This window comes from Streptomyces sp. NPDC046876 (assembly GCF_040645035.1).
GTDB lineage: Bacteria > Actinomycetota > Actinomycetes > Streptomycetales > Streptomycetaceae > Streptomyces.
On the sequence record NZ_JBEYXK010000017.1, the window covers coordinates 34,255 to 53,323 of the forward strand.

A 19,069-nucleotide genomic window follows, 5' to 3' on the forward strand; every position below is an offset into this window, starting at 1 on the left:
CGCTGGGAGGTGCCCCCGGAAACCGGGGCTGACGCCCCGGACCCCGTTCCGTGCGCTTCGCGCCCGGTGCGCTCAAACGCCGCGCGGGCTGGATATTCCAGCCCCGCCGGCGTTTGAGGCGCGGGGTCTGGGGCGGAGCCCCAGTTCGGGAAGGGGCGGGTAGGGGAAAAGCTCCCCGCAGGGGCTCGGTCGGTGGGGACATGGGTGAGGGGCGCACCCCGGGTGGGGTGCGCCCCTCGGGCGGGATTTCGCAGCGGCTACGCGCCGCGGAGGACCGCGCCGGTGCGGTCGCCGGCCAGCGCCACCGCCGCGTCACGGGCGGCCGTGGACTCCTCGACCGTGAGGGTCCGGTCGGCCGCGCGGAACCGCAGGGCGTAGGCCAGGGACTTCTTGCCCTCGCCGACCTGCTCGCCGGTGAAGACGTCGAACAGGCGGAGGGATTCGAGGAGTTCGCCCGCGCCTTCGCGCAGGGCCGCCTCGACCTCCGCCGACGGAACCGCCGCGTCGACGATCAGCGCGACGTCCTGGGTCGCCACCGGGAAGGTGGAGATCCGCGGCGCCTGCACGGGCTCGCCGCCGGCCGCCTGCAGGCGGTCCAGGTCGAGCTCCATGGCGCTGGTGCGGGCCGGCAGGCCCAGGGCCTTGACGACGCGCGGGTGCAGTTCACCGGCGTGGCCGATGACCTGCTCGACGCCGTCGAGGGTGACGACCAGCTCGGCGCACCGGCCCGGGTGCCACGGCCCGTACTGCCCCTGCCGGACGACCAGCTCGGCACCGGCCTCGGCCGCCAGGGCGCGGGCGGCCTGGACCGCGTCGGCCCAGTCGGACGGACGGCCCTTGCCCCACCAGCCGGCCTGCTCGCGGGCCCCGGCCAGCACGACGGCGGCGTACCGCGGCTGCGCGGGCAGCGCGGCGTCGAGCGTGGCGACCTCCTCGTCGGTGGGACGGCGGTCGACGGGCAGCCGCACCGCGACGCCCGCCTCCTCGCCGGCCCGGAAGACGAGGCCGGTCTCGAAGAGGGCGAGGTCGTGGCTGCCGCGGCTGTCGTTGCGGCGCAGGGCGCCCAGCAGCCCCGGCAGCAGCGTGGTGCGCAGCGCCGGCTCCTCGTCGGAGAGCGGGTTGACGAGCTTGACCACCCGGCGGGCGGCGTCGTCGCCGGCGAGCTGGAGCTGGTCGAAGACGCCCTCGCCGATGAACGGGTAGTTCAGCGCCTCGACGTAGCCGGCGCCGGCCAACGCCCGCCCGGCCCGGCGGTGCAGCTGCTGGCGGGCGGTGAGGCCGCGGCCGGAGGGCACCTGGGGCAGGGTCGAGGGCAGGTTGGCGTACCCCTCGAGCCGGATGACCTCTTCGGCGAGGTCGTTCGGCTCGGCGAGGTCGGACCGCCACGAGGGAACGGTGACGACGAGCTCGTCCTGGCCGTAGACGTCGCAGCCGACCTCCTGCAGGCGGCGCACGACGGTCTCGCGGCCGTAGGCGACGCCGGCGACCTTGTCCGGGTGGTCCGCACGCATCGCGATGGTGCGCGGGGCGCCCGGGGCGGTCAGCTCGGTGACGCCGGCCTCGGCGGTGCCGCCGGCGAGCAGCACGAGCAGGTCGACGGTCCGCTGGGCGGCCGCGGAGGCGGCCTGCGGGTCGACGCCGCGCTCGAAGCGCTTGGAGGACTCCGAGGACAGCTTCAGGCGGCGGGCGGTGCGCGAGATGGAGACCGGGTCGAAGTGCGCGGCTTCGATCACGACGTCCGTGGTGCCGGTGACCTGGCCGGTCTCCGGGTCGGTGACGGAGTCGGCGATCTCGGTGTTGGCGCCGCCCATGACACCGGCGAGGCCGATCGGCCCGCTGTTGTCGGTGATCACCAGGTCCTCGGCGTCGAGGGTGCGCTTGACCCCGTCGAGGGTGGTGAACTTCTCGCCCTGCTCGGCCCGTCGGACGCCGATGGCGCCGTCGAGGCGGGAGCGGTCGTACGCGTGCAGGGGCTGGCCGAGCTCCAGCATCACGTAGTTGGTGACGTCCACGGCGAGGGAGATCGGGCGCATGCCGGCCTTCTGGAGGCGGCGCTTGAGCCAGATCGGGGACTTCGCCTCGGGGTCCAGGCCCGTGACGGTGCGCGCGGTGAAGCGGTCGCAGCCGGCCGGGTCGGAGATCTTGACGAGGTAGCCGTAGGAGTTGGGCGCGGGCACGTCGAGGAGGGCCGGGTCGCGCAGCGGCAGGCCGAACGCGGTGGCGGTCTCGCGGGCGATGCCGCGCATCGACATGCAGTAGCCGCGGTCGGGGGTGACGTCGATGTCGAGGACCTCGTCGCGCAGCTCGAGCAGCTCGATGGCGTCGGTGCCGACCTCGTGCTCGGGCGGCAGCACGATGATGCCGTGCGTGCCGTCGTCGCCCATGCCCAGCTCGTCGCCGGAGCAGATCATGCCGTGCGAGTTCTTGCCGTACGTCTTGCGCGCGGCGATCGCGAAGTCGCCGGGCAGGACGGCGCCGGGCAGCGCCACGACAACCTTGTCGCCGACGGCGAAGTTGCGGGCGCCGCAGACGATCTCCTGTGGCTCGCCGGTGCCGTTGGCGGAGCCGACGTCGACGGTGCAGAAGCGGATCGGCTTCTTGAACTCGGTGAGCTCCTCGATGGTCAGCACCTGGCCGACGACGAGGGGGCCGGTCAGGTCCGCGCCGAGCTGCTCGACGGTCTCGACCTCCAGACCGGCGTCGATGAGCTTGGCAGCGACGTCCCGACCGGTGGTGCCCGCAGGCAGGTCGACGTACTCCCGCAGCCAGGAAAGCGGGACCCGCATCAGATCTCCATCCCGAAAGGCCGGGTGAACCGGACGTCACCCTCGACCATGTCTCGCATGTCTTCCACGTTGTGCCGGAACATCAGCATCCGCTCGATGCCGAAGCCGAAGGCGAACCCGCTGTACTCCTCGGGGTCCACGCCACAGGCGATGAGCACCTTCGGATTGACCATGCCGCAGCCGCCGAGCTCGATCCAACCCTCGCTGGAACAGGTGCGGCAGGGGCGGTCGGGGTTGCCCACGGACTCGCCGCGGCACACGTAGCACTGCATGTCCATCTCGGCGGACGGCTCGGTGAACGGGAAGAAGTGCGGGCGCAGGCGGGTCGTGGTCTCCTCGCCGAAGAGCTCCTTGACCATGTGGTCGATGGTGCCCCTGAGGTCGGCCATCGTCAGGCCCTTGTCCACGGCGAGCAGCTCGACCTGGTGGAAGACCGGGGTGTGCGTGGCGTCGAGCTCGTCGGTGCGGTAGACGCGGCCCGGGCAGACGACGTACACGGGCGGCTCGCGGCGCTCCAGCAGCGAGCGGGCCTGCACCGGCGAGGTGTGGGTGCGCAGCACGACGCCGGACTCGTCGCCCTCGACGCCCTTGGGGCCCTGGACGAAGAAGGTGTCCTGCATCTGCCGGGCCGGGTGGTCGGGCGTGAAGTTGAGGGCGTCGAAGTTGAACCACTCGGCCTCGACCTCGGGGCCCTCGGCGACCTCGTACCCCATGGCCGTGAAGATGTCCGCGACGCGGTCCATCAGCGTGGTCAGGGGGTGGCGGGCGCCGGCCGGGACACGGTCGTAGGGCAGGGTGACGTCCACCGCCTCCTCGACGAGCACGCGCTCGTCGCGCTCGGCCTCGAGCTGGGCGAGGCGCTCCGCGAACGCCTTGTTCACCGCGCCGCGGGCCTGGCCCACGCGCTTGCCCGCCTCGGCCTTGGCCTGCGGGGGCAGCGCGCCGATCTCGCGGTTGGCGAGGGCCAGCGGCGAGGTGCCGCCGGTGTGGGCGGTCTTCGCGTGCGCCAGTGCGTCGAGGTCGCCGGCGGCCGCGAAGGCGGCGAGCGCCTCGTCCCGCATGCGCTCGATCTCTTCCGGTTTCAGTGCCTCGACCTCGACAGGGTCGTACGACTTGTTCGGTGCCGACATCTCTTCCCGTACTTCCGATGGGCTGGCTGGAGGTCCCCGCGACTCATGGAGCTCGATACAAGGACACAAAGGTGCCAAAGGACGAGTCTACGGGCCGCGGGGGGCGGAGGAGCCCGTGGGCCGCCTGGCGAGACGCTCCGCAGTGCTACTGCGTGAGGTACGCGGGCGCGCCGACGGGCAGGATAAATCGGAATTCCGCGCCGCCGCCGGGGCCGCGGCCGACCGTGATGGTGCCGCCGTGGGCTTCGACGATGCCCTTGACGATGTACAGGCCCAGGCCGGTGCCGCCGCGTTTGCTGCCCCGCCAGAAGCGGGTGAAGACGCGGCCCATCGACTCCTCGGGGATCCCGGGGCCCTCATCGGTCACGGTGACGGCGGTTCCCTTCTCGGTCTTGCCCGCTGCGTTCGTCAGGCTGGTCGGCGACACGTCGATGGTGACGGTTCCCTCGCCGTGCCGCACCGCATTTTCGAGCAGGTTGCCGAGGATCTGGTCGATCTTGTCGGGGTCGGCCCACAGGTCGGGCAGGGCGCGGCTGACCCGGACGAGGAACCGGTCGGGGGCCTGGCCGTTCGCGGTGAGGGCCTGGACGTGGCGGCCGACGGCCGTGGCGATGTCGACGGGCTGGCGGCGGACCTCGAGTCGGCCGGAGTCGATGCGGGAGATGTCGAGGAGTTCGGCGATCAGGCGGGTGACGCGGTTGGCGTCGGCATCGACGGTCTCCAGCATCAGGCGCTTCTGGTCGTCGGTGAAGCGCTCCCATTTGGCGAGGAGGGTCGCGGTGAAGCCCTTGACGGAGGTCAGCGGGGAGCGCAGCTCGTGGGCGACGGTCGCGATCAGCTCGGCGTGGCTGCGCTCGGTGCGGCGGCGGGCCTCGGTGCCGCGCAGGGTGACGACGAGGCGGTGCAGCGGGCCGGTGGGGTGGGCGCGGACGTACCGGGCGGAGACGAGGACTTCGCGGCCGCCGGGCAGGAGCAGGTTGCGCTCGGGCTGGCCGCGGCGGGTGGTGAGGCCCCCGTACGGGTCGGTCAACGCCCACCAGCGGCGGCCGTCGAGGTCCTCCAGCGGCAGGGCGTGCTCGATGGGGGCGCCGAGCGCCTCGGCGGGGGCGAGGGCGGTGAGGCGGGCGGCGGCGGAGTTGAAGCAGATCACCCGGCCGCTCTGGTCGGCGACGACGAGCCCGTCGGGCAGGTCGTCGGGGTCGATCCCGAGGTCCGTCGACTCGACCGCTGCCCCGGCGGCGGCCGCCGGGGACGGCGTCCCGGCCGCCCCCCCGGCCACTGGCGAGCTGTTCGTACCGACGGTCATGTCCCCGTACCCCACATCTCCGAGGAGCGCAGTGGGCTCCCCGGGCCGCCACATTACTAGCTGGGGGTCACGGAGCGGCACCCTCCGGGCGCCCGCTGTGCACGCGCGGAGGCGTACAGGCACACGGCGGCGGCCGTGGCGAGGTTCAGGCTCTCGGCCTTGCCGTGGATCGGGACGCGTACGACGGCGTCGGCGAGGGCCCGGGTCTCCTCGGGCAGGCCCCAGGCCTCGTTGCCGAAGACCCAGGCGGAGGGGCCGCCCATGGTGCCGGCGTCCAGCTCGGCGTCGAGGTCCTCCTGGCCGGCCCCGTCGGCGGCCAGGATCCGTACGCCCGCGGCCCGCAGCCCCTCGACGGCCTGCTCGACGGGGACGCCGACGGCGACGGGCAGGTGGAAGAGGGAGCCGACGGAGGCGCGGACGGACTTGGGGTTGTACAGGTCCACGGAGGCGTCGGTCAGGACGACCGCGTCGGCCCCGGCGGCGTCCGCGCAGCGCAGCACGGTGCCGGCGTTGCCGGGGTCGCGGACGTGGGCGAGGACGGCGACGAGCTTGGGCCGGGCGGCGAGGATGTCCTCGAAGGGCGAGTCGAGGAAGTGGCAGACGCCGACGAGCCCCTGCGGGGTGACGGTCTGCGAGACCTCGGCGAGGACCTCGTCGGAGGCGTAGTGGACGCGGGCGCCGGCCTCGCGGGCGGCGGTGACGATCTCCGCGTACCGCTCGGCCGCCTCGAAGGTGGCGAACAGCTCGATCAGGGTCGCGCCCGTGGCCCCGCGGTGCGCGACGGCCTCGCGCACGGCCTGGGGGCCCTCGGCGAGGAAGCGGCGCTCCTTGGTGCGGAAGTTGCGCCGCGCCAGGCGCCTGGCGGCGGCCACCCGCGGGGAGCGGGGGGAGATCGGCTCGGCGGGGGCGGGGGTACCCATGGGCGGTCGGCTCGCTTCCGTACGTACTGCGGTGTGGCGTGGGGCTGGTCGGCTACAACGCACCGGACCCGCAGGCACGGGGCCTGCGGGTCCGGGCTGAAGCCGTGAAGGGCTTGCTCGCGCGCGTGGTGCTTAGGCGGCGGCGGGGGCCTTCGGGGCGTTCACGTCGGCCGGGAGCGCCTTCTGGGCGACCTCGACCAGCGCGGCGAACGCGTTGGCGTCGTTGACGGCCAGCTCCGCGAGGATCTTGCGGTCCACCTCGATGTTGGCGGCCTTCAGACCCTGGATGAGGCGGTTGTACGTCATGCCGTTCTGGCGGGCAGCGGCGTTGATGCGCTGGATCCACAGCTGACGGAAGTCGCCCTTGCGCTTCTTGCGGTCGTTGAAGTTGTAGACCAGCGAGTGGGTGACCTGCTCCTTGGCCTTGCGGTACAGGCGCGAACGCTGACCGCGGTAGCCGGAGGCCGCCTCGAGGATCGCCCGGCGCTTCTTGTGGGCGTTTACTGCCCGCTTGACGCGTGCCACTTTTTAACTCCTTGTAGCGGGGCCGCGGGTGTCTTCACACGGCCCGAAAGTTCGATGGGGTACCGGTCTCGGCGTCCCTGGCCCCGGCGGTGACCGGGGCGGGGGGACGTCAGATGCCGAGAAGCTTCTTGATCTTCGCGGCGTCGCCCGGGGCCATCTCGGCGTTGCCGGTGAGGCGACGCGTCAGCTTGGACGACTTGTGCTCGAGCAGGTGGCGCTTGCCGGCGCGCTCGCGGAGCACCTTGCCGGAGCCGGTGACCTTGAAGCGCTTCTTGGTACCGCTGTGCGTCTTGTTCTTCGGCATGGCGCCGTTATCTCCTCGTCGGTGGCGTCCCCACCGGTCCGGTACCGGACCGGCTTGCGGGAACGTCATGTTGTGTCGGGTGATCCGGGACAGGCTGCCCCGGAATCAGGCCTCGGCCGGAGCCTCGGGGGAGGCGTCCTCGGTGGCCTCGGCGGAGGCGACCCCGGTGTCCTCCGCGGCGGCGGCTCCCTTGGCGGAGTCGTCGGCGGCGGCACCCTGGCGCTCGGCCTTGCGGGCGGCCTGCGCCTCGCGGGCTTCGGCCATCGCCTCGGTCTTCTTCTTGTGCGGACCGAGGACCATGATCATGTTGCGGCCGTCCTGCTTCGGGTTCGACTCGACGAAACCGAGGTCCTGGACGTCCTCCGCCAGGCGCTGCAGCAGTCGGTAGCCGAGCTCCGGCCGGGACTGCTCGCGACCACGGAACATGATCGTGATCTTGACCTTGTCGCCCTGCTTGAGGAACCGAACGACGTGACCCTTTTTGGTGTCGTAGTCGTGCGGGTCGATCTTCGGCCGGAGCTTCATCTCCTTGATGACCGTGTGCGCCTGGTTCTTGCGCGCCTCACGGGCCTTCATGGCCGACTCGTACTTGAACTTGCCGTAGTCCATGAGCTTGCAGACCGGCGGGCGTGCAGACGCTGCGACCTCAACCAGGTCCAGGTCGTACTCCTGCGCGAGTTCAAGCGCCTTCGCAAGCGGGACGATGCCCACCTGTTCGCCGCTGGGACCGACGAGTCGCACCTCAGGGACACGAATCCGATCGTTGATGCGGGGCTCGGTGCTGATGGATCCTCCTCGGTAGCACCACACGACTGTCCGGGAGACAGCCGCTGACGTCTTGTGTCGTCTACGACCAACCGCGGCGGAACACGAAAAATGCCCCGACGGGCACAGGCAGGGGCTCCAATACAACCGGAGCACCGCCGCGTGCGAACCGCGGGGCGCAGACTCGGGCAGCTTTCCATCGTCCGTACGGAACGATGGATGCCGCCTGACCGGTGACCCGCCGCCCCGGAGGGCGGTCAGGTGGGAGAACGGAGCCTCCACTTGTGGGCCGGGGACATGCGTCTCCGGCCGGTCGTTAGCCCAATATAGCATTCCGCGCCAGGTCCGCTCACCCGGCGGCCTGCGGAGCGGGGAGCTCCACGGCCCGGCTTATCGTGTGAGGCATGACTGACGCGACCCCCACCCCCGACGCCGCGGCCGACCAGGCCGGCCACGCCGACCCGGCCGACCAGGCTCCCGACTACGACGCCATGACCCGTGACATCGCGGACGTGCCCGCGGTCGAGGTGATCACCACGGTGGCCGTGCACCTGCTGAGCGCCGCGGCGGTCAACCTCGGCCTGGACAAGCCGGACTCCGAGCACAAGGACCTCGACGAGGCCCGCAAGCTGATCACCGCCCTGGCCGGCCTGGTCACCGCCAGCGCCACCGAGATCAGCTCCTTCCACGCGGCCCCGCTGCGCGACGGCCTGAAGTCGCTCCAGCTGGCCTTCCGCGAGGCCTCGATCGTGCCGGACGAGCCGGGCCAGGGCCCGGGCGAGAAGTTCACGGGGCCGGTCTTCGCCTAGGCCGTAGCGGGCCAGGCCGTACCGGGCCGGTATCGGCCGGCCGCAGGAGACATCGAAGGGCCGGGGCGGCGTTCGCCCCGGCCCTTCGGCATGTCCCGGTCAGCGCGAGCGGGAGTACAGCGGCTCGCCGGGCGGGGCGGGGGCCGTCTCCGGGAGCAGCGCCAGGTCCAGGCCGCGCACCAGCCGGGCCCGCAGCGTCTCGTCGGCCGCCAGCGCCTCGGCGACGCGGCGGGCCGCGGCGGGGGCCTCGGGGCCGGAGGCCAGCACGATGGCCAGGGTGCCGTCGGCGTCCGCCCCGCCCGGGCCGAGGTGGGCCCCGAGCACGGCCGGCTCGGCGGACACGGCGGCCCGTACCGCCTCCCGCACGGCGGGATCGGCCAGCGGGTCGGTGTCGGTGCGGCCCTCGGCCAGGGCGAGCAGCGCGGAGCCGGTCAGCTGGTAGGCGACGGGGCCGGCCAGGTCCAGCACCACGGTGTCGGCCTTCTCGTGCGCGGCGGCGGCCAGCGCCTGGTGCAGCGGGACGGCGACCGGGCGGGCGGCCGGGTCCCACAGGGCGAGCGAGGCGATCGAGGTGAAGGCGGGCAGGGCCCGGCGGTCCCCCGCGCGCAGGGTCGGCACGGCCATGTCGCTGGTCTTCTCGCGCTTCAGGCCGGTCTCCGGGTCGGTCTCGACCTCACCGAGGACGGCGACGACCGGGACGAGCAGGCGGGCGCCCTTGAGCGCGGCCAGCACCTCCGGCTCCTTCGCCCGGTCCTCGGACCAGGCGGCCAGGGCCGCGCTCAGCCGGGGGTCGGCGGATCCGTCGTCGTCGGAGAAGCCGGGGTCGGGAATGTTTTTGTTCGCCACAGTTACCCGAGCCTATCCCGCCGTGTCCGCCGGGCCGTGCGCGGTGCGGGTGCGCGCCGTGCGGGTACGTGCGCTGCGCGGGCGGCGGGCCAGTACGGCGGCCAGCGCGAGCAGCGCCAGGCCTGCGCCCGCGGCCGCCGGGACGCGCAGCCTCTCGCCGCGCGGGGCCGCGCGGGCCGGGTCGGGGCCGGGGCCGAAGTACTGCTGCGTGGCCGCGACGGGCACGGGGACCGGCGGCTCGGGGTGCAGCGCCCCGGCCGCCTGGAGGGCGGCGACCGGGTCGACGAGGCCGTGGCCGCGGGAGTCGTCGCGGCCGCCGGCCGGGGTGTCGGAGGCGGTGTCCTCCAGCAGCTTCTTGATCTGGGCCGGGGACAGGTCCGGGTGCGCGGACCTGATCAGGGCCACGGCGCCCGAGACGAACGCGGCGGCCGCGCTGGTGCCCCAGCCCTCGTAGTAGGCGCGGTCGGGGTCGGCGATGACGACGTCGACGCCGGGGGCGCTGACGGTGGCGTACCAGTTCCGGGTGGAGAACGGGGCCTTGCGGCCGCTGCGGTCGACGGCGGTGACCGCGATGACGCCGGGGTAGGCGGCCGGGTAGGAGACGCGGTCGCCGTCCCGGCCGCCGTTGCCGGCGGAGGCGACCACGACGACGCCCTTGGCGAGGGCGTACTGGACGGCCTCGTCCTCGGCGGCCTCGTGGTGCGCGGAGGCGCTGTCGTCGCCGAGCGAGAGGTTGATGACGTCGGCGCCGTGGTCGGCGGCCCAGCGGATGCCCTCGGCGAGGGCGGCGCCCTTGCTCTCGCGGGCCTGGGCTCGGCCGGCGTCGCCATCTTCGAGGATCACGCGGACCGGGAGGATGCGGGCCTGCGGGGCGAGGCCGAGGATGCCCTGGCGGCGGTTGCGGCCGTGGCCGTGCCCGGCGATGATCCCGGCCATGGCCGTGCCGTGGCGGGCCCAGGCCCGGTCGCCGGGGCCCGCGCCGAGGCCGACCAGGTCGGCGCCGTCCAGGACCTGCCCGGCGAGGTCGGGGTGGGCGGGGTCGACGCCGGTGTCGAGGACGGCGACGGTCACGCCGCCGCCCTGGGTGGTGCCCCAGGCCTCCTCCGCGCGCAGGGCCGTCAGGGCCCACTGGCGATCGCGTACGGAGTCGGCGTCGGCGGCGGCCGGGGGTGCGGCGGTGGCCGCCGTGGCCGCGAGGGCGAGTCCGAGGGCGACCGCGGAGGCGGGTACGCGGGGGCGCCTCACCGGCCACCGCCCGCCGTCTGGGCCAGCTCCCGTACGGTGCGCTCCAGGCGTTCGCCGACCGCCCGGGCGCCGTGGCCCAGGCCCGCCTGGGCGACCGCGCCGGTGGCGTCCTTGCGGAGGGCGTCCGCGGCGGGCACGGGCGCGGGGACGGTGCGGCCGTCCGCGAAGGCGGAGACGGTGTAGACGACCACCGGGGCGTCCGGGAGCACGGCCGCCGTCCAGGCGGCGCGCCGGCCGTCGCCGAAGCCGTAGGCCGGCGGCGCGGTGAGGCGGCCGTCCAGGGCGGCCATCGTCGGGGCGTCGGCGGGGGTGAAGACGAGGCCGACCGCGACGAGGGAGCTGCGGGTGGCGTCGCTGTAGGTGGCGCGGAGCACGCGGGTGCAGCCGGTGGGGGCGAGGGCCGCCTGCCAGTCGGGGGTGAGCGCGGGCCCGCACTCGGAGTCGGGGGCGAGGGCGACCCGCGTCCAGGTGCGGTCGGCTCCGCCGGGGCCGGTGTCGGGGGCCGCCAGGACGGGCGGGAGGAGGGTGTCCACGGGGGCCGTGTGCCACAGCGATCCGGCCCGGCGGTAGGCGGCCTCGGCGGACGGGGGCCGGTGCGCGGCGTGTTGCTCGGCCCAGGCGCCGAGGGCTGCGCCGCCGAGGCAGCCGATCCCGAGGACCGCGCAGAGCACGGCGCCCAGCGCCCGCCCGGGCGCGACGCGCCCCGCCCCGGAGCCGGGTTCGGCGGGCGCCGCGGCCTCCGCTGTCGACGTGCTCATCCGGCGGCTCCGCCCCCCGTTTCATCCGGCTGCCTCCGCCGTACTCTACGCGCCGCCCCGCCCCCCGCCTCAAACCCCGGCGGGGCTGGCCCGATCCCCCTGACCCGGGGCACGCCCTGCCCGGCAGAGCCCCCGCGCCTCAAACGCCGGCGAGGCTGGAACAGCCCCCGACCCGGAGGACGTCCTGCCCGACAGGACCAGCGCGCCTCAAACGCCGGCGGGGCTGGATTGCCCCGACCCGGAGGACGTCCTGCCCGACAGGACCCCCGCGCCTCAAACGCCGGCGAGGCTGGGATTACCCCGAGCCCGACCGACCCGCCAGCCCGCGGCGCGCGTCGCCTCAAACGCCGGCGGGGCTGGAATCAGCCCGGCTCAGGCTGCGTTCTGCGGCGCCGCAGCCGCAGCCCACCCACCCCCCGCGGGCGCTTGAGGCGCCCCGGAGCCACGGCCGCCAGGACGGCCCCGGGCCAGGGAACCAAACCCAGCCCCGCCGGCACTTGAAGCGACGCGGAGCAACGGCCGCCAGGCCGAACTCCGGCCCAGGAGGCCAAATCCAGCCCCTGCGGATGAGATGCCCCAGAGGCACGGCCGCAAGGACGGACGCCCGGGCCGGAGAGCCAAACCCTGCCCCGCCGGCGATTGAGGCGACGCCGAGCCAAGGCCGCCGAACCCACCCGCGGCCCAGGGGCACCCAGCCCCGCCGGCGCCTGAGGCGCCCCACATCCACAGCCGCCAGGACGGACGCCCGGGCCGGGGAATCAAACCAGCCCCGCCGGCGATTGAGGCGACGCGGAACCAAGGCCGCCGGACCCACCCCGCGGGCCAGAGGCCACACCTCCAGCCCCGCCGGCGATTGAGGCGACCCAACGCCACCGCCGCCAGGCCGAACCCCGCCCCGGGGGGCCAAACCCAGCCCCGCCGGCGATTGAGGCGACGCGGAGCCAAGGCCGCCGGACCCACCCGCGGCCCAGCGGGCCAAACCCCCAGCCCCGCCGGCGGTTGAGGCGGCACGAGGCCACGGCCGTCAGGGCGCATCCGGCCCAGGGGGCAAAGCCAGCCTCGCCGGCGGTTGAGGCGGTTCGGGGCACGGGGCGCCGGGGCGAGGGGTACCCAGCGGTAACGCGGCGTGGCAAGCTGCCCCGCATGGACTTCGCCGCCGCCCGGGACCGGGCCCGGTACGACCGGGCCACCGCGCACCTCGACGCGCCCCTCGCCATCGTGGACCTCGACGCGTTCGACGCCAACGCCGACGATCTGGTGCGCCGCGCCGCCGGCAAGCCGATCCGGGTCGCCAGCAAGTCGGTCCGCTGCCGGGCCCTGCTCGAACGGGTCCTGGCCCGCCCCGGGTTCGCCGGGATCATGTCGTACACCCTCGCGGAGTCGATCTGGCTGGCCCGCTCCGGCTTCGGGGACGTCCTGCTCGCCTACCCCTCCGCCGACCGCGCCGGTTTCGCCGAGCTAGCCGGCGACCCGAAGCTGGCCGCGGCCGTGACCGTCATGGTCGACGATCCGGCGCAGCTGCAGCTGATCGACCGCTCCCGGGCCGGCGGCGCCGAGGAGATCCGGGTCTGCCTCGAACTGGACACCGCGCTCCACCTGTTGGGCGGCCGGGTCCGCGTCGGCGCCCGGCGTTCGCCGCTGCGGCAGCCGGCCCAGCTCGCCGCGCTCGCCCGGGCGGTCGCCGCCCGGCCGGGGTTCCGCGTCGTGGGGCTCATGGGGTACGAGGGCCATGTGGCGGGGGTCGGCGACGCGTTGGCGGGGCGGCCGCTGCGCTCCCGGGCCATCCGGCTCATGCAGGCGGCGGCCCGCCGCGAGCTGGCGGCGCGGCGCGCCGAGGCGGTGCGGGCGGTGCGGGCGGTGGTCCCGGACCTGGAGTTCGTCAATGGCGGCGGCACGGGCAGCGTGCAGCAGACCGCCGCCGAGGACGCGGTCACGGAGATCGCGGCCGGTTCGGGCCTGTACGTGCCGCGGCTGTTCGACAACTACACCTCGTTCCGCGGCCGTCCGGCGGCCCTGTTCGCCCAGCCGGTGGTCCGCCGTCCCGGGGTGGGCGTGGTGACGGTGCTGGGCGGCGGCTACCCGGCCTCCGGTGCGGCGGGCGCGGACCGGCTGCCGGAGCCGTACCTGCCGCAGGGGTTGCGCTACGACCCGCAGGAGGGCGCCGGCGAGGTGCAGACCCCGCTGCTGGGCAGCCCGGCCGACGATCTGCTGATCGGCGACCGGGTCTGGTTCCGGCACGCGAAGGCGGGCGAGCTGTGCGAGCGCTTCGACGCCCTGCACCTGGTCGAGGGCGACCGGGTCACGGCCGCCGTGCCGACCTACCGGGGCGAGGGCCGCACCTTCCTCTAGGCCGCGTCAGTACGTCAGTACGTCAGTACACCGTGTCCTGCTGGTCCGGGACGACGCTCGTGTCGCCGCGCCGGACCGGGCCCGCGGTGCCGTCGTGGTCGGTGTAGCCGGTGGTCGAGCACGGGTAGAGCGTGGTCTTCTGCTTCTTGGGGTCGATGAACATCGGGTTCACGATCCACTTGCCGTCGCTGTTGTCGTACGCACGGCACATCAGCTCGTTCTTGTTGCGGTTGACCACGAGCCGCAGGGCGGTGGCGTCCCGCAGGAACGAGACGTCGGTGTCGGAGTCGCCGGCGGCGAAGACCTGGCGGCGGGCGGCCGGCTGGACCTTCTCGGCGGCCGGGCCGCGGACACCGAAGACCTCCTGGTTGATCCAGCACCGCTTGCCGTCGATGTACGTGATCATCGTGTCGGCCCCGTCCCGCACCGACCCGCAGCCCTTGAGGTGGGAGGTGAACGTTCCGCTGCGCGTGGTGGTGTTGCGGATGCCGATGACGTGGTCCGCGCCGATGCCGACGCCCGCGGCCCAGACCTCCACGACGGGCTGCGGGGAGGCCGAGCTGATCCAGACGTCGAAGCCGGCCTTCTGCAGCGCGGTGATGAGGTCCTTCTGCTGGTCGTAATAGCGGACCCAGCCGGTGGCGGTGCCGCTGCCGACCTGCTGCTTGGCCCCGACGGGCGCGGCGAGGTTCTCGGTGCGGGCGGCGGCCGCGAAGCCGCGGACCTCGGCGGCGGTCCAGCCCTGCATCAGCTGGGGCAGCCAGGCGTACGCGGGCTCGGTGGTGCGGTGGTCCCAGCCGGCGAAGGCGGCGGCTCCGGCCCGGGTGGCCGCGGTGCCGTAGACGGCGGCGATCTCGTCGGCGCAGCCGGTGCCCTCGGGGGTGCCGGTGGGCAGCGGGGTGCCGGGCGCGGCGAGGGGGCCGCACGCAGCGGCGAGGGCGGTGGCGGCCGGCGGGGTGAGGTGGCGGCTGGTGGTGGTCCAGTCGCCGGCGGCGGGCTGGCGGATCCTGCCGTTGCGCAGGAGCCAGTACATGGTCGCGTCGCCGACGTCGTTCTTGACGACGGTGTTGTCCCAGTCGAAGACGGCGACGGGCTTGGCGCGGCTCGGGCGGTACGGGTTGCACGCGCCGTAGGTGTCGATGAGCTGCTGGAGCCGGGCCTGGTTGGCTCCGTACCAGCCTGCGGCTATCCGCGGGGCGGTGCAGTGGGCGCCGGGGCGGCCGGACGCGGCGGACGCCTGGGCGGCGGGCGCGGCGGCGGCGAGGGTGCCGGCCGCCAGCGCGGCGGCGGCCGCGGCAGCGGCGGCGGCCCGGAGACCGCGTACGGGCACGGGCACGGGGGCGTGGACGGGCACGGGCACGGGGGCGGGGGCGGGCACGGGCACGGGGGCGGGTCGGGTCACGGGGCGGGACTCTCCTGGTTCGGACGAAGATCGTCGCGGACGGTATGGCACGACAGCCGGGCGTCGTGCGACGCCCGGCTGTCGGGTGGGTGGAGTACGGGTGAACGGTCGGTGCGCGTCCGCCCGCCCGCGGGTGGCGGCTACAGGGGGGTGACGTACGCGCCGGAGATACCACCGTCGACCAGGAAGTCGGTGGCGTTGATGAAGGAGGAGTCGTCGCTGGCCAGGAAGGCGACGGCGGCCGCGATCTCCTCGGCCTCGGCGAAGCGGCCGAGGGGGATGTGGACGAGGCGGCGGGCGGCCCGCTCGGGGTCCTTGGCGAACAGCTCCTGCAGGAGCGGGGTGTTGACGGGCCCCGGGCACAGGGCGTTGACGCGGATGCCCTCGCGGGCGAACTGCACGCCGAGCTCGCGGGACATGGCGAGCACGCCGCCCTTGGAGGCGGTGTAGGAGATCTGGGAGGTGGCGGCGCCCATGACGGCGACGAAGGAGGCGGTGTTGATGATGGATCCGCGGCCCTGGCGCTGCATGTAGGGCAGGGCGGCCTTGCAGCACAGGTAGACGGAGGTGAGGTTGACGTCCTGGACGCGCTTCCAGGCCTCCAGGCCGGTGGTGAGGATGGAGTCGTCGTCCGGGGGCGAGATACCCGCGTTGTTGAAGGCGATGTCGACGGAGCCGTAGGTGTCGAAGGCGACCTTGAACAGGGCCTCGACCTCCTCGGGGTCGGTGACGTCCACGCGGACGAAGGTGCCCCCGACCTCCTCGGCGGCGGCCTTGCCGGCCTTCTCGTCGATGTCGCCGCAGACGACGTTGGCGCCCTCGGAGGCCAGGCGGCGGGCGGTGGCGAGGCCGATGCCGCTGCCGGCTCCGGTGATGACGGCGGTGCGGCCGACGAGGCGGCGGCAGACGATCTCCGCAGTGGCTGCGGTCGCTTCAGTGCTCATGCTGTTCAGGCCTCCGTGCTGATGAAGACGTTCTTGGTCTCGGTGAAAGCGGTGAGGGCGTCGGGTCCGAGCTCGCGGCCGAGTCCGGACTGCTTGTAGCCGCCGAAGGGGGTCCAGTAGCGGACGCTGCTGTGGGAGTTGACGGACAGGTTGCCTGCGGCGACGGCGCGCGAGACGCGCAGCGCGCGGCCGACGTCGCGGGTCCACAGGGAGCCGGACAGGCCGTATTCGGTGGCGTTGGCCAGGCGTACGGCGTCCTCCTCGTCCTCGAAGGGCAGGACGACGGCGACGGGCCCGAAGACCTCCTCGGCGGCCACGGGCGCGGTGGGGTCGACGTCCGTGACGAGGGTCGGCGGGTACCAGAAGCCGGGGCTCTCGGGGGCCGTGCCGCGGACGGTGGTGAGGTCGTCGGTGACGTAGGAGCGGACGCGGTCCAGCTGGGCGCGGGAGATCAGCGGGCCCATCTGTGTCTTCTCGTCCGCGGGGTCGCCGACGCGCACCGCCTCGATGCCGGGGACGAGCAGCTCCAGGAAGCGGTCGTAGGCGGAGCGCTGGACGAGGATCCGGGTGCGGGCGCAGCAGTCCTGTCCGGTGTTGTCGAGGAAGGCCATCGGTGCCGCAGCGGCCGCGGCGTCCAGGTCCGCGTCGGCGAAGACGATGTTGGGGCTCTTGCCGCCGAGTTCGAGGGTGACCCGCTTCACCCGGTCGGCGCACTTGGCCATGATCTGCTTGCCGACGCGGGTGGAGCCGGTGAAGACGATCTTGGCGACTCCGGGGTGTTCGACGAGCGCGTCGCCCGCGACCGCCCCGTGGCCGGGCAGCACCTGGAAGAGGTGCTCGGGGATCCCGGCTTCGAGGGCGAGCTCGGCGAGGCGCAGGGCGGTCAGGGGGGTGGTCTCGGCGGGCTTGAGGAGGACGGCGTTGCCCGCGGCGAGCGCCGGGGCCAGGCCCCAGGCGGCGATCGGCAGGGGGAAGTTCCACGGGGCGATGACGCCGATGACGCCCAGGGGTTCGAGGAAGGTGACGTCGATGCCGCCGGGGACCGGGATCTGGCGGCCGGAGAGCCGCTCCACTCCGCCGGCCGCGAAGTCGAGCAGGTCTCGGACGTTGCCGGCCTCCCAACGGGCGTTGCCGATGGTGTGGCCGGCCTCGGCCACCTCCAGCTGCGCCAGTTCCTCGATGTGCCCGTCGACGACCGCGGCGAAGCGGCGCAGCAGCCGGGCCCGGTCGGCGGGGGCCGCGGCCGCCCAGGCGCGCTGCGCGGCGGCGGCCCGGGCGACTGCGGTGTCGACGTCGTCCCGTGTGGCGGCCGGGACGATGGCGACGGTTTCCTCGGTGGCCGGATTGAGAACCCTCAGGTGGTCGGGGGCCAGCGCGTCGGACACGGGGTGCCTCTCAGACGGTCGGTGCGATCGGTTCATGGGGTGGGCCCGTACGGGGTGCAGGGCTCGGGCTCGTACGGATGCGGGGCTCGGGCCCGTACGGGGTGCACGGACGGGTTGCACGGCGCGGGCGCGGCGCACAGGGTCGCAGTGCGCAGGGCTCGGCAGCGCGCCGCTACAGGCGTTCGAAGGAGCGGCGGCGCTCCCAGTCGGTGACCGCGGAGTCGTAGGCGTCCAGTTCGACGCGGGCCATGTTGAGGTAGTGGGCGACGACCTCGGAGCCGAAGGCGGCCTTGGCGATCTCGCTGTTCTCCCACAGCTCCGCGGCCTCGCGCAGGGTGGCGGGGACGTGTTCGAAGTCGCCGGTGTAGGCGTTGCCGGCGCAGGCCTCGGGCAGTTCCAGGCGGTTCTCGATGCCGTAGAGGCCGGCCGCGACCAGGCCGGCGACGGCGAGGTAGGGGTTGACGTCGCCGCCGGGGAGGCGGTTCTCGAAGCGCGTGGAGCGGCCGTGGCCGACGACGCGCAGGGCGCAGGTGCGGTTGTCCATGCCCCAGGCGACGGCGGTCGGGGCGAAGGATCCCGGCCGGAAACGCTTGTACGAGTTGATGTTCGGGGCGTAGAGAAGGGAGAAGTCGCGCAGCGCGGCGAGCTGGCCGGCCAGGAAGTGCCGCATGACGGGGGACATGCCGCCCGGGCCGTCGCCGGCCATCGCGTTGCGTCCGTCGGCGTTGGCGAGCGAGAGGTGGATATGACAGGAGTTGCCCTCGCGCTCGTCGAACTTGGCCATGAAGGTGAGCGAGACGCCCTCCTGGGCGGCGATCTCCTTGGCCCCGGTCTTGTAGACGGCGTGCTGGTCGCAGGTGGTCAGGGCCTCGTCGTAGCGGAAGGCGATCTCGTGCTGGCCGAGGTTGCACTCCCCCTTGGCGGACTCCACGGTCAGGCCGGCGCCCTGCATCTCGTTGCGGATCCGGCGCAGCAGGGGCTCGATGCGGCCGGTCCCGAGGACGGAGTAGTCGATGTTGTACTGGTTGGCGGGGGTCAGGCGGCGGTAGTCGGCGTTCCAGGCCTGCTCGTAGGTGTCCTGGAAGACCATGAACTCCAGCTCGGTGCCGACCATGGCGGTGTAGCCCTGTTCGGCGAGGCGCTCCAGCTGGCGGCGCAGGATCTGCCGGGGCGCGGCGACGACGGGTGCGCCGTCGTTCCAGGCCAGGTCGGCGAGGAGGAAGGCGCTGCCCGGGTGCCAGGGGATCCGGCGCAGGGTGGCGAGGTCGGGGTGCATGGCGAAGTCGCCGTAGCCCCGCTCCCAGGAGGACATCTCGTAGCCGTCGACGGTGTTCATGTCGGTGTCGACGGCCAGGAGGTAGTTGCAGCCCTCGGTGCCGTGCTCGAGGACCTCGTCGAGGAAGAACTGTGCGGCGAACCGCTTGCCCTGGAGGCGGCCCTGCATGTCGGGGAAGGCCAGGACGACAGTGTCGATCTCACCGCTGGCGACGAGGGCGCGGAGCTCCTCGGGCGCGAGCGGCGGCGTGCGGTCTACCACGGGGATCTCTCCTTCGGTGAGCCGAGGGGGCCTAAGGTATTGAACAGAACCATTGCTT

Annotated in this window: 16 protein-coding genes; 2 read left to right on the top strand and 14 right to left on the bottom strand. The window is 73.9% G+C overall.

Annotated elements, in window-relative coordinates:
• Positions 1-257 precede the first annotated feature (257 nt).
• The 7 genes from pheT to infC all read right to left on the bottom strand — a co-directional run bounded on the left by pheT (position 258) and on the right by infC (position 7,781).
• Positions 258-2,786 carry a phenylalanine--tRNA ligase subunit beta gene (pheT, locus tag ABZ924_RS12895; protein WP_361907557.1) on the bottom strand — a complete coding sequence of 843 codons (2,529 nt, stop codon included), beginning with the start codon at positions 2,784-2,786 and terminating at the stop codon, positions 258-260.
• Positions 2,786-3,916: a phenylalanine--tRNA ligase subunit alpha gene (gene pheS / locus ABZ924_RS12900; RefSeq protein ID WP_361907559.1), complete on the bottom strand. Its 1,131-nt coding sequence runs from the start codon at positions 3,914-3,916 to the stop codon at positions 2,786-2,788. Before pheS ends, pheT begins: the two co-directional genes overlap by 1 nt.
• Positions 3,917-4,061: 145 nt before the next feature.
• Entirely contained in the window at positions 4,062-5,222 is a 1,161-nt protein-coding gene (locus ABZ924_RS12905; protein WP_361907560.1) for an ATP-binding protein, read from the bottom strand.
• A gap of 56 nt (positions 5,223-5,278) precedes the next feature.
• On the bottom strand, positions 5,279-6,142 hold the full coding sequence (locus ABZ924_RS12910; protein ID WP_361907562.1) for an RNA methyltransferase: 864 nt from the start codon (positions 6,140-6,142) through the stop codon (positions 5,279-5,281).
• Between the two features lie 132 nt (positions 6,143-6,274).
• Positions 6,275-6,667: a 50S ribosomal protein L20 gene (rplT, locus tag ABZ924_RS12915; RefSeq protein ID WP_008741875.1), complete on the bottom strand. Its 393-nt coding sequence runs from the start codon at positions 6,665-6,667 to the stop codon at positions 6,275-6,277.
• A gap of 109 nt (positions 6,668-6,776) precedes the next feature.
• The gene (gene rpmI / locus ABZ924_RS12920; RefSeq protein ID WP_114056849.1) at positions 6,777-6,971 is read right to left on the bottom strand and encodes a 50S ribosomal protein L35; all 195 of its coding nucleotides are present in this window, start codon (positions 6,969-6,971) and stop codon (positions 6,777-6,779) included.
• A gap of 105 nt (positions 6,972-7,076) precedes the next feature.
• Entirely contained in the window at positions 7,077-7,781 is a 705-nt protein-coding gene (gene infC, locus ABZ924_RS12925) for a translation initiation factor IF-3 (protein WP_361907565.1), read from the bottom strand.
• A gap of 359 nt (positions 7,782-8,140) precedes the next feature.
• Here infC and ABZ924_RS12930 point away from each other — a divergent pair, with 359 nt between their 5' ends.
• Positions 8,141-8,545, top strand: coding sequence for a DUF1844 domain-containing protein (locus tag ABZ924_RS12930; protein ID WP_361907567.1), 405 nt, complete (start codon positions 8,141-8,143; stop codon positions 8,543-8,545).
• A 99-nt stretch (positions 8,546-8,644) separates the two neighbouring features.
• Here the strand turns inward: ABZ924_RS12930 and ABZ924_RS12935 are convergent, their stop codons facing one another.
• From ABZ924_RS12935 to ABZ924_RS12945, 3 genes are read right to left on the bottom strand one after another with little or no spacing between them, the layout of a single operon-like run.
• On the bottom strand, positions 8,645-9,391 hold the full coding sequence (locus ABZ924_RS12935) for an SseB family protein (RefSeq protein ID WP_361907569.1): 747 nt from the start codon (positions 9,389-9,391) through the stop codon (positions 8,645-8,647).
• Positions 9,392-9,403: 12 nt separating this feature from the next.
• Complete coding sequence (gene mycP / locus ABZ924_RS12940) at positions 9,404-10,636, bottom strand: type VII secretion-associated serine protease mycosin (RefSeq protein WP_361907570.1); 1,233 nt, start codon at positions 10,634-10,636, stop codon at positions 9,404-9,406.
• Positions 10,633-11,394 (bottom strand): hypothetical protein, encoded by a 762-nt coding sequence (locus ABZ924_RS12945; protein ID WP_361907572.1) that lies wholly within the window; start codon positions 11,392-11,394, stop codon positions 10,633-10,635. The genes mycP and ABZ924_RS12945 overlap by 4 nt, the downstream gene beginning before the upstream one ends.
• A gap of 1,143 nt (positions 11,395-12,537) precedes the next feature.
• Between ABZ924_RS12945 and ABZ924_RS12950 the strand changes: the two genes are divergently transcribed.
• A complete protein-coding gene (locus ABZ924_RS12950; RefSeq protein ID WP_361907573.1) occupies positions 12,538-13,743 on the top strand; it encodes an alanine racemase in 1,206 nt (401 codons plus the stop codon).
• Positions 13,744-13,765: 22 nt separating this feature from the next.
• Here the strand turns inward: ABZ924_RS12950 and ABZ924_RS12955 are convergent, their stop codons facing one another.
• From ABZ924_RS12955 to ABZ924_RS12970, 4 genes are all read right to left on the bottom strand, one after another.
• Positions 13,766-15,145 (bottom strand): haloacid dehalogenase-like hydrolase, encoded by a 1,380-nt coding sequence (locus tag ABZ924_RS12955; protein ID WP_361907575.1) that lies wholly within the window; start codon positions 15,143-15,145, stop codon positions 13,766-13,768.
• Positions 15,146-15,285: 140 nt separating this feature from the next.
• Entirely contained in the window at positions 15,286-16,089 is an 804-nt protein-coding gene (locus ABZ924_RS12960; protein ID WP_361907577.1) for a 3-oxoacyl-ACP reductase, read from the bottom strand.
• A 5-nt stretch (positions 16,090-16,094) separates the two neighbouring features.
• Positions 16,095-17,510 carry an aldehyde dehydrogenase family protein gene (locus ABZ924_RS12965; RefSeq protein WP_361907579.1) on the bottom strand — a complete coding sequence of 472 codons (1,416 nt, stop codon included), beginning with the start codon at positions 17,508-17,510 and terminating at the stop codon, positions 16,095-16,097.
• A 136-nt stretch (positions 17,511-17,646) separates the two neighbouring features.
• A complete protein-coding gene (locus ABZ924_RS12970) occupies positions 17,647-19,011 on the bottom strand; it encodes a glutamine synthetase family protein (RefSeq protein WP_361907581.1) in 1,365 nt (454 codons plus the stop codon).
• Positions 19,012-19,069: the final 58 nt, after the last annotated feature.

Excerpts from the sequence above, each read along its gene's own strand:
- ABZ924_RS12930 (WP_361907567.1), top strand. The coding sequence starts at position 8,141 with ATGACTGACGCGACCCCCACCCCCGACGCCGCGGCCGACCAGGCCGGC.
- pheS (WP_361907559.1), bottom strand. The coding sequence starts at position 3,916 with ATGTCGGCACCGAACAAGTCGTACGACCCTGTCGAGGTCGAGGCACTG.
- pheT (WP_361907557.1), bottom strand. The coding sequence starts at position 2,786 with ATGCGGGTCCCGCTTTCCTGGCTGCGGGAGTACGTCGACCTGCCTGCG.
- rpmI (WP_114056849.1), bottom strand. The coding sequence starts at position 6,971 with ATGCCGAAGAACAAGACGCACAGCGGTACCAAGAAGCGCTTCAAGGTC.
- ABZ924_RS12910 (WP_361907562.1), bottom strand. The coding sequence starts at position 6,142 with ATGGGTACCCCCGCCCCCGCCGAGCCGATCTCCCCCCGCTCCCCGCGG.
- ABZ924_RS12905 (WP_361907560.1), bottom strand. The coding sequence starts at position 5,222 with ATGACCGTCGGTACGAACAGCTCGCCAGTGGCCGGGGGGGCGGCCGGG.
- ABZ924_RS12950 (WP_361907573.1), top strand. The coding sequence starts at position 12,538 with ATGGACTTCGCCGCCGCCCGGGACCGGGCCCGGTACGACCGGGCCACC.
- ABZ924_RS12945 (WP_361907572.1), bottom strand. The coding sequence starts at position 11,394 with ATGAGCACGTCGACAGCGGAGGCCGCGGCGCCCGCCGAACCCGGCTCC.
- ABZ924_RS12965 (WP_361907579.1), bottom strand. The coding sequence starts at position 17,510 with ATGAACCGATCGCACCGACCGTCTGAGAGGCACCCCGTGTCCGACGCG.
- ABZ924_RS12960 (WP_361907577.1), bottom strand. The coding sequence starts at position 16,089 with ATGAGCACTGAAGCGACCGCAGCCACTGCGGAGATCGTCTGCCGCCGC.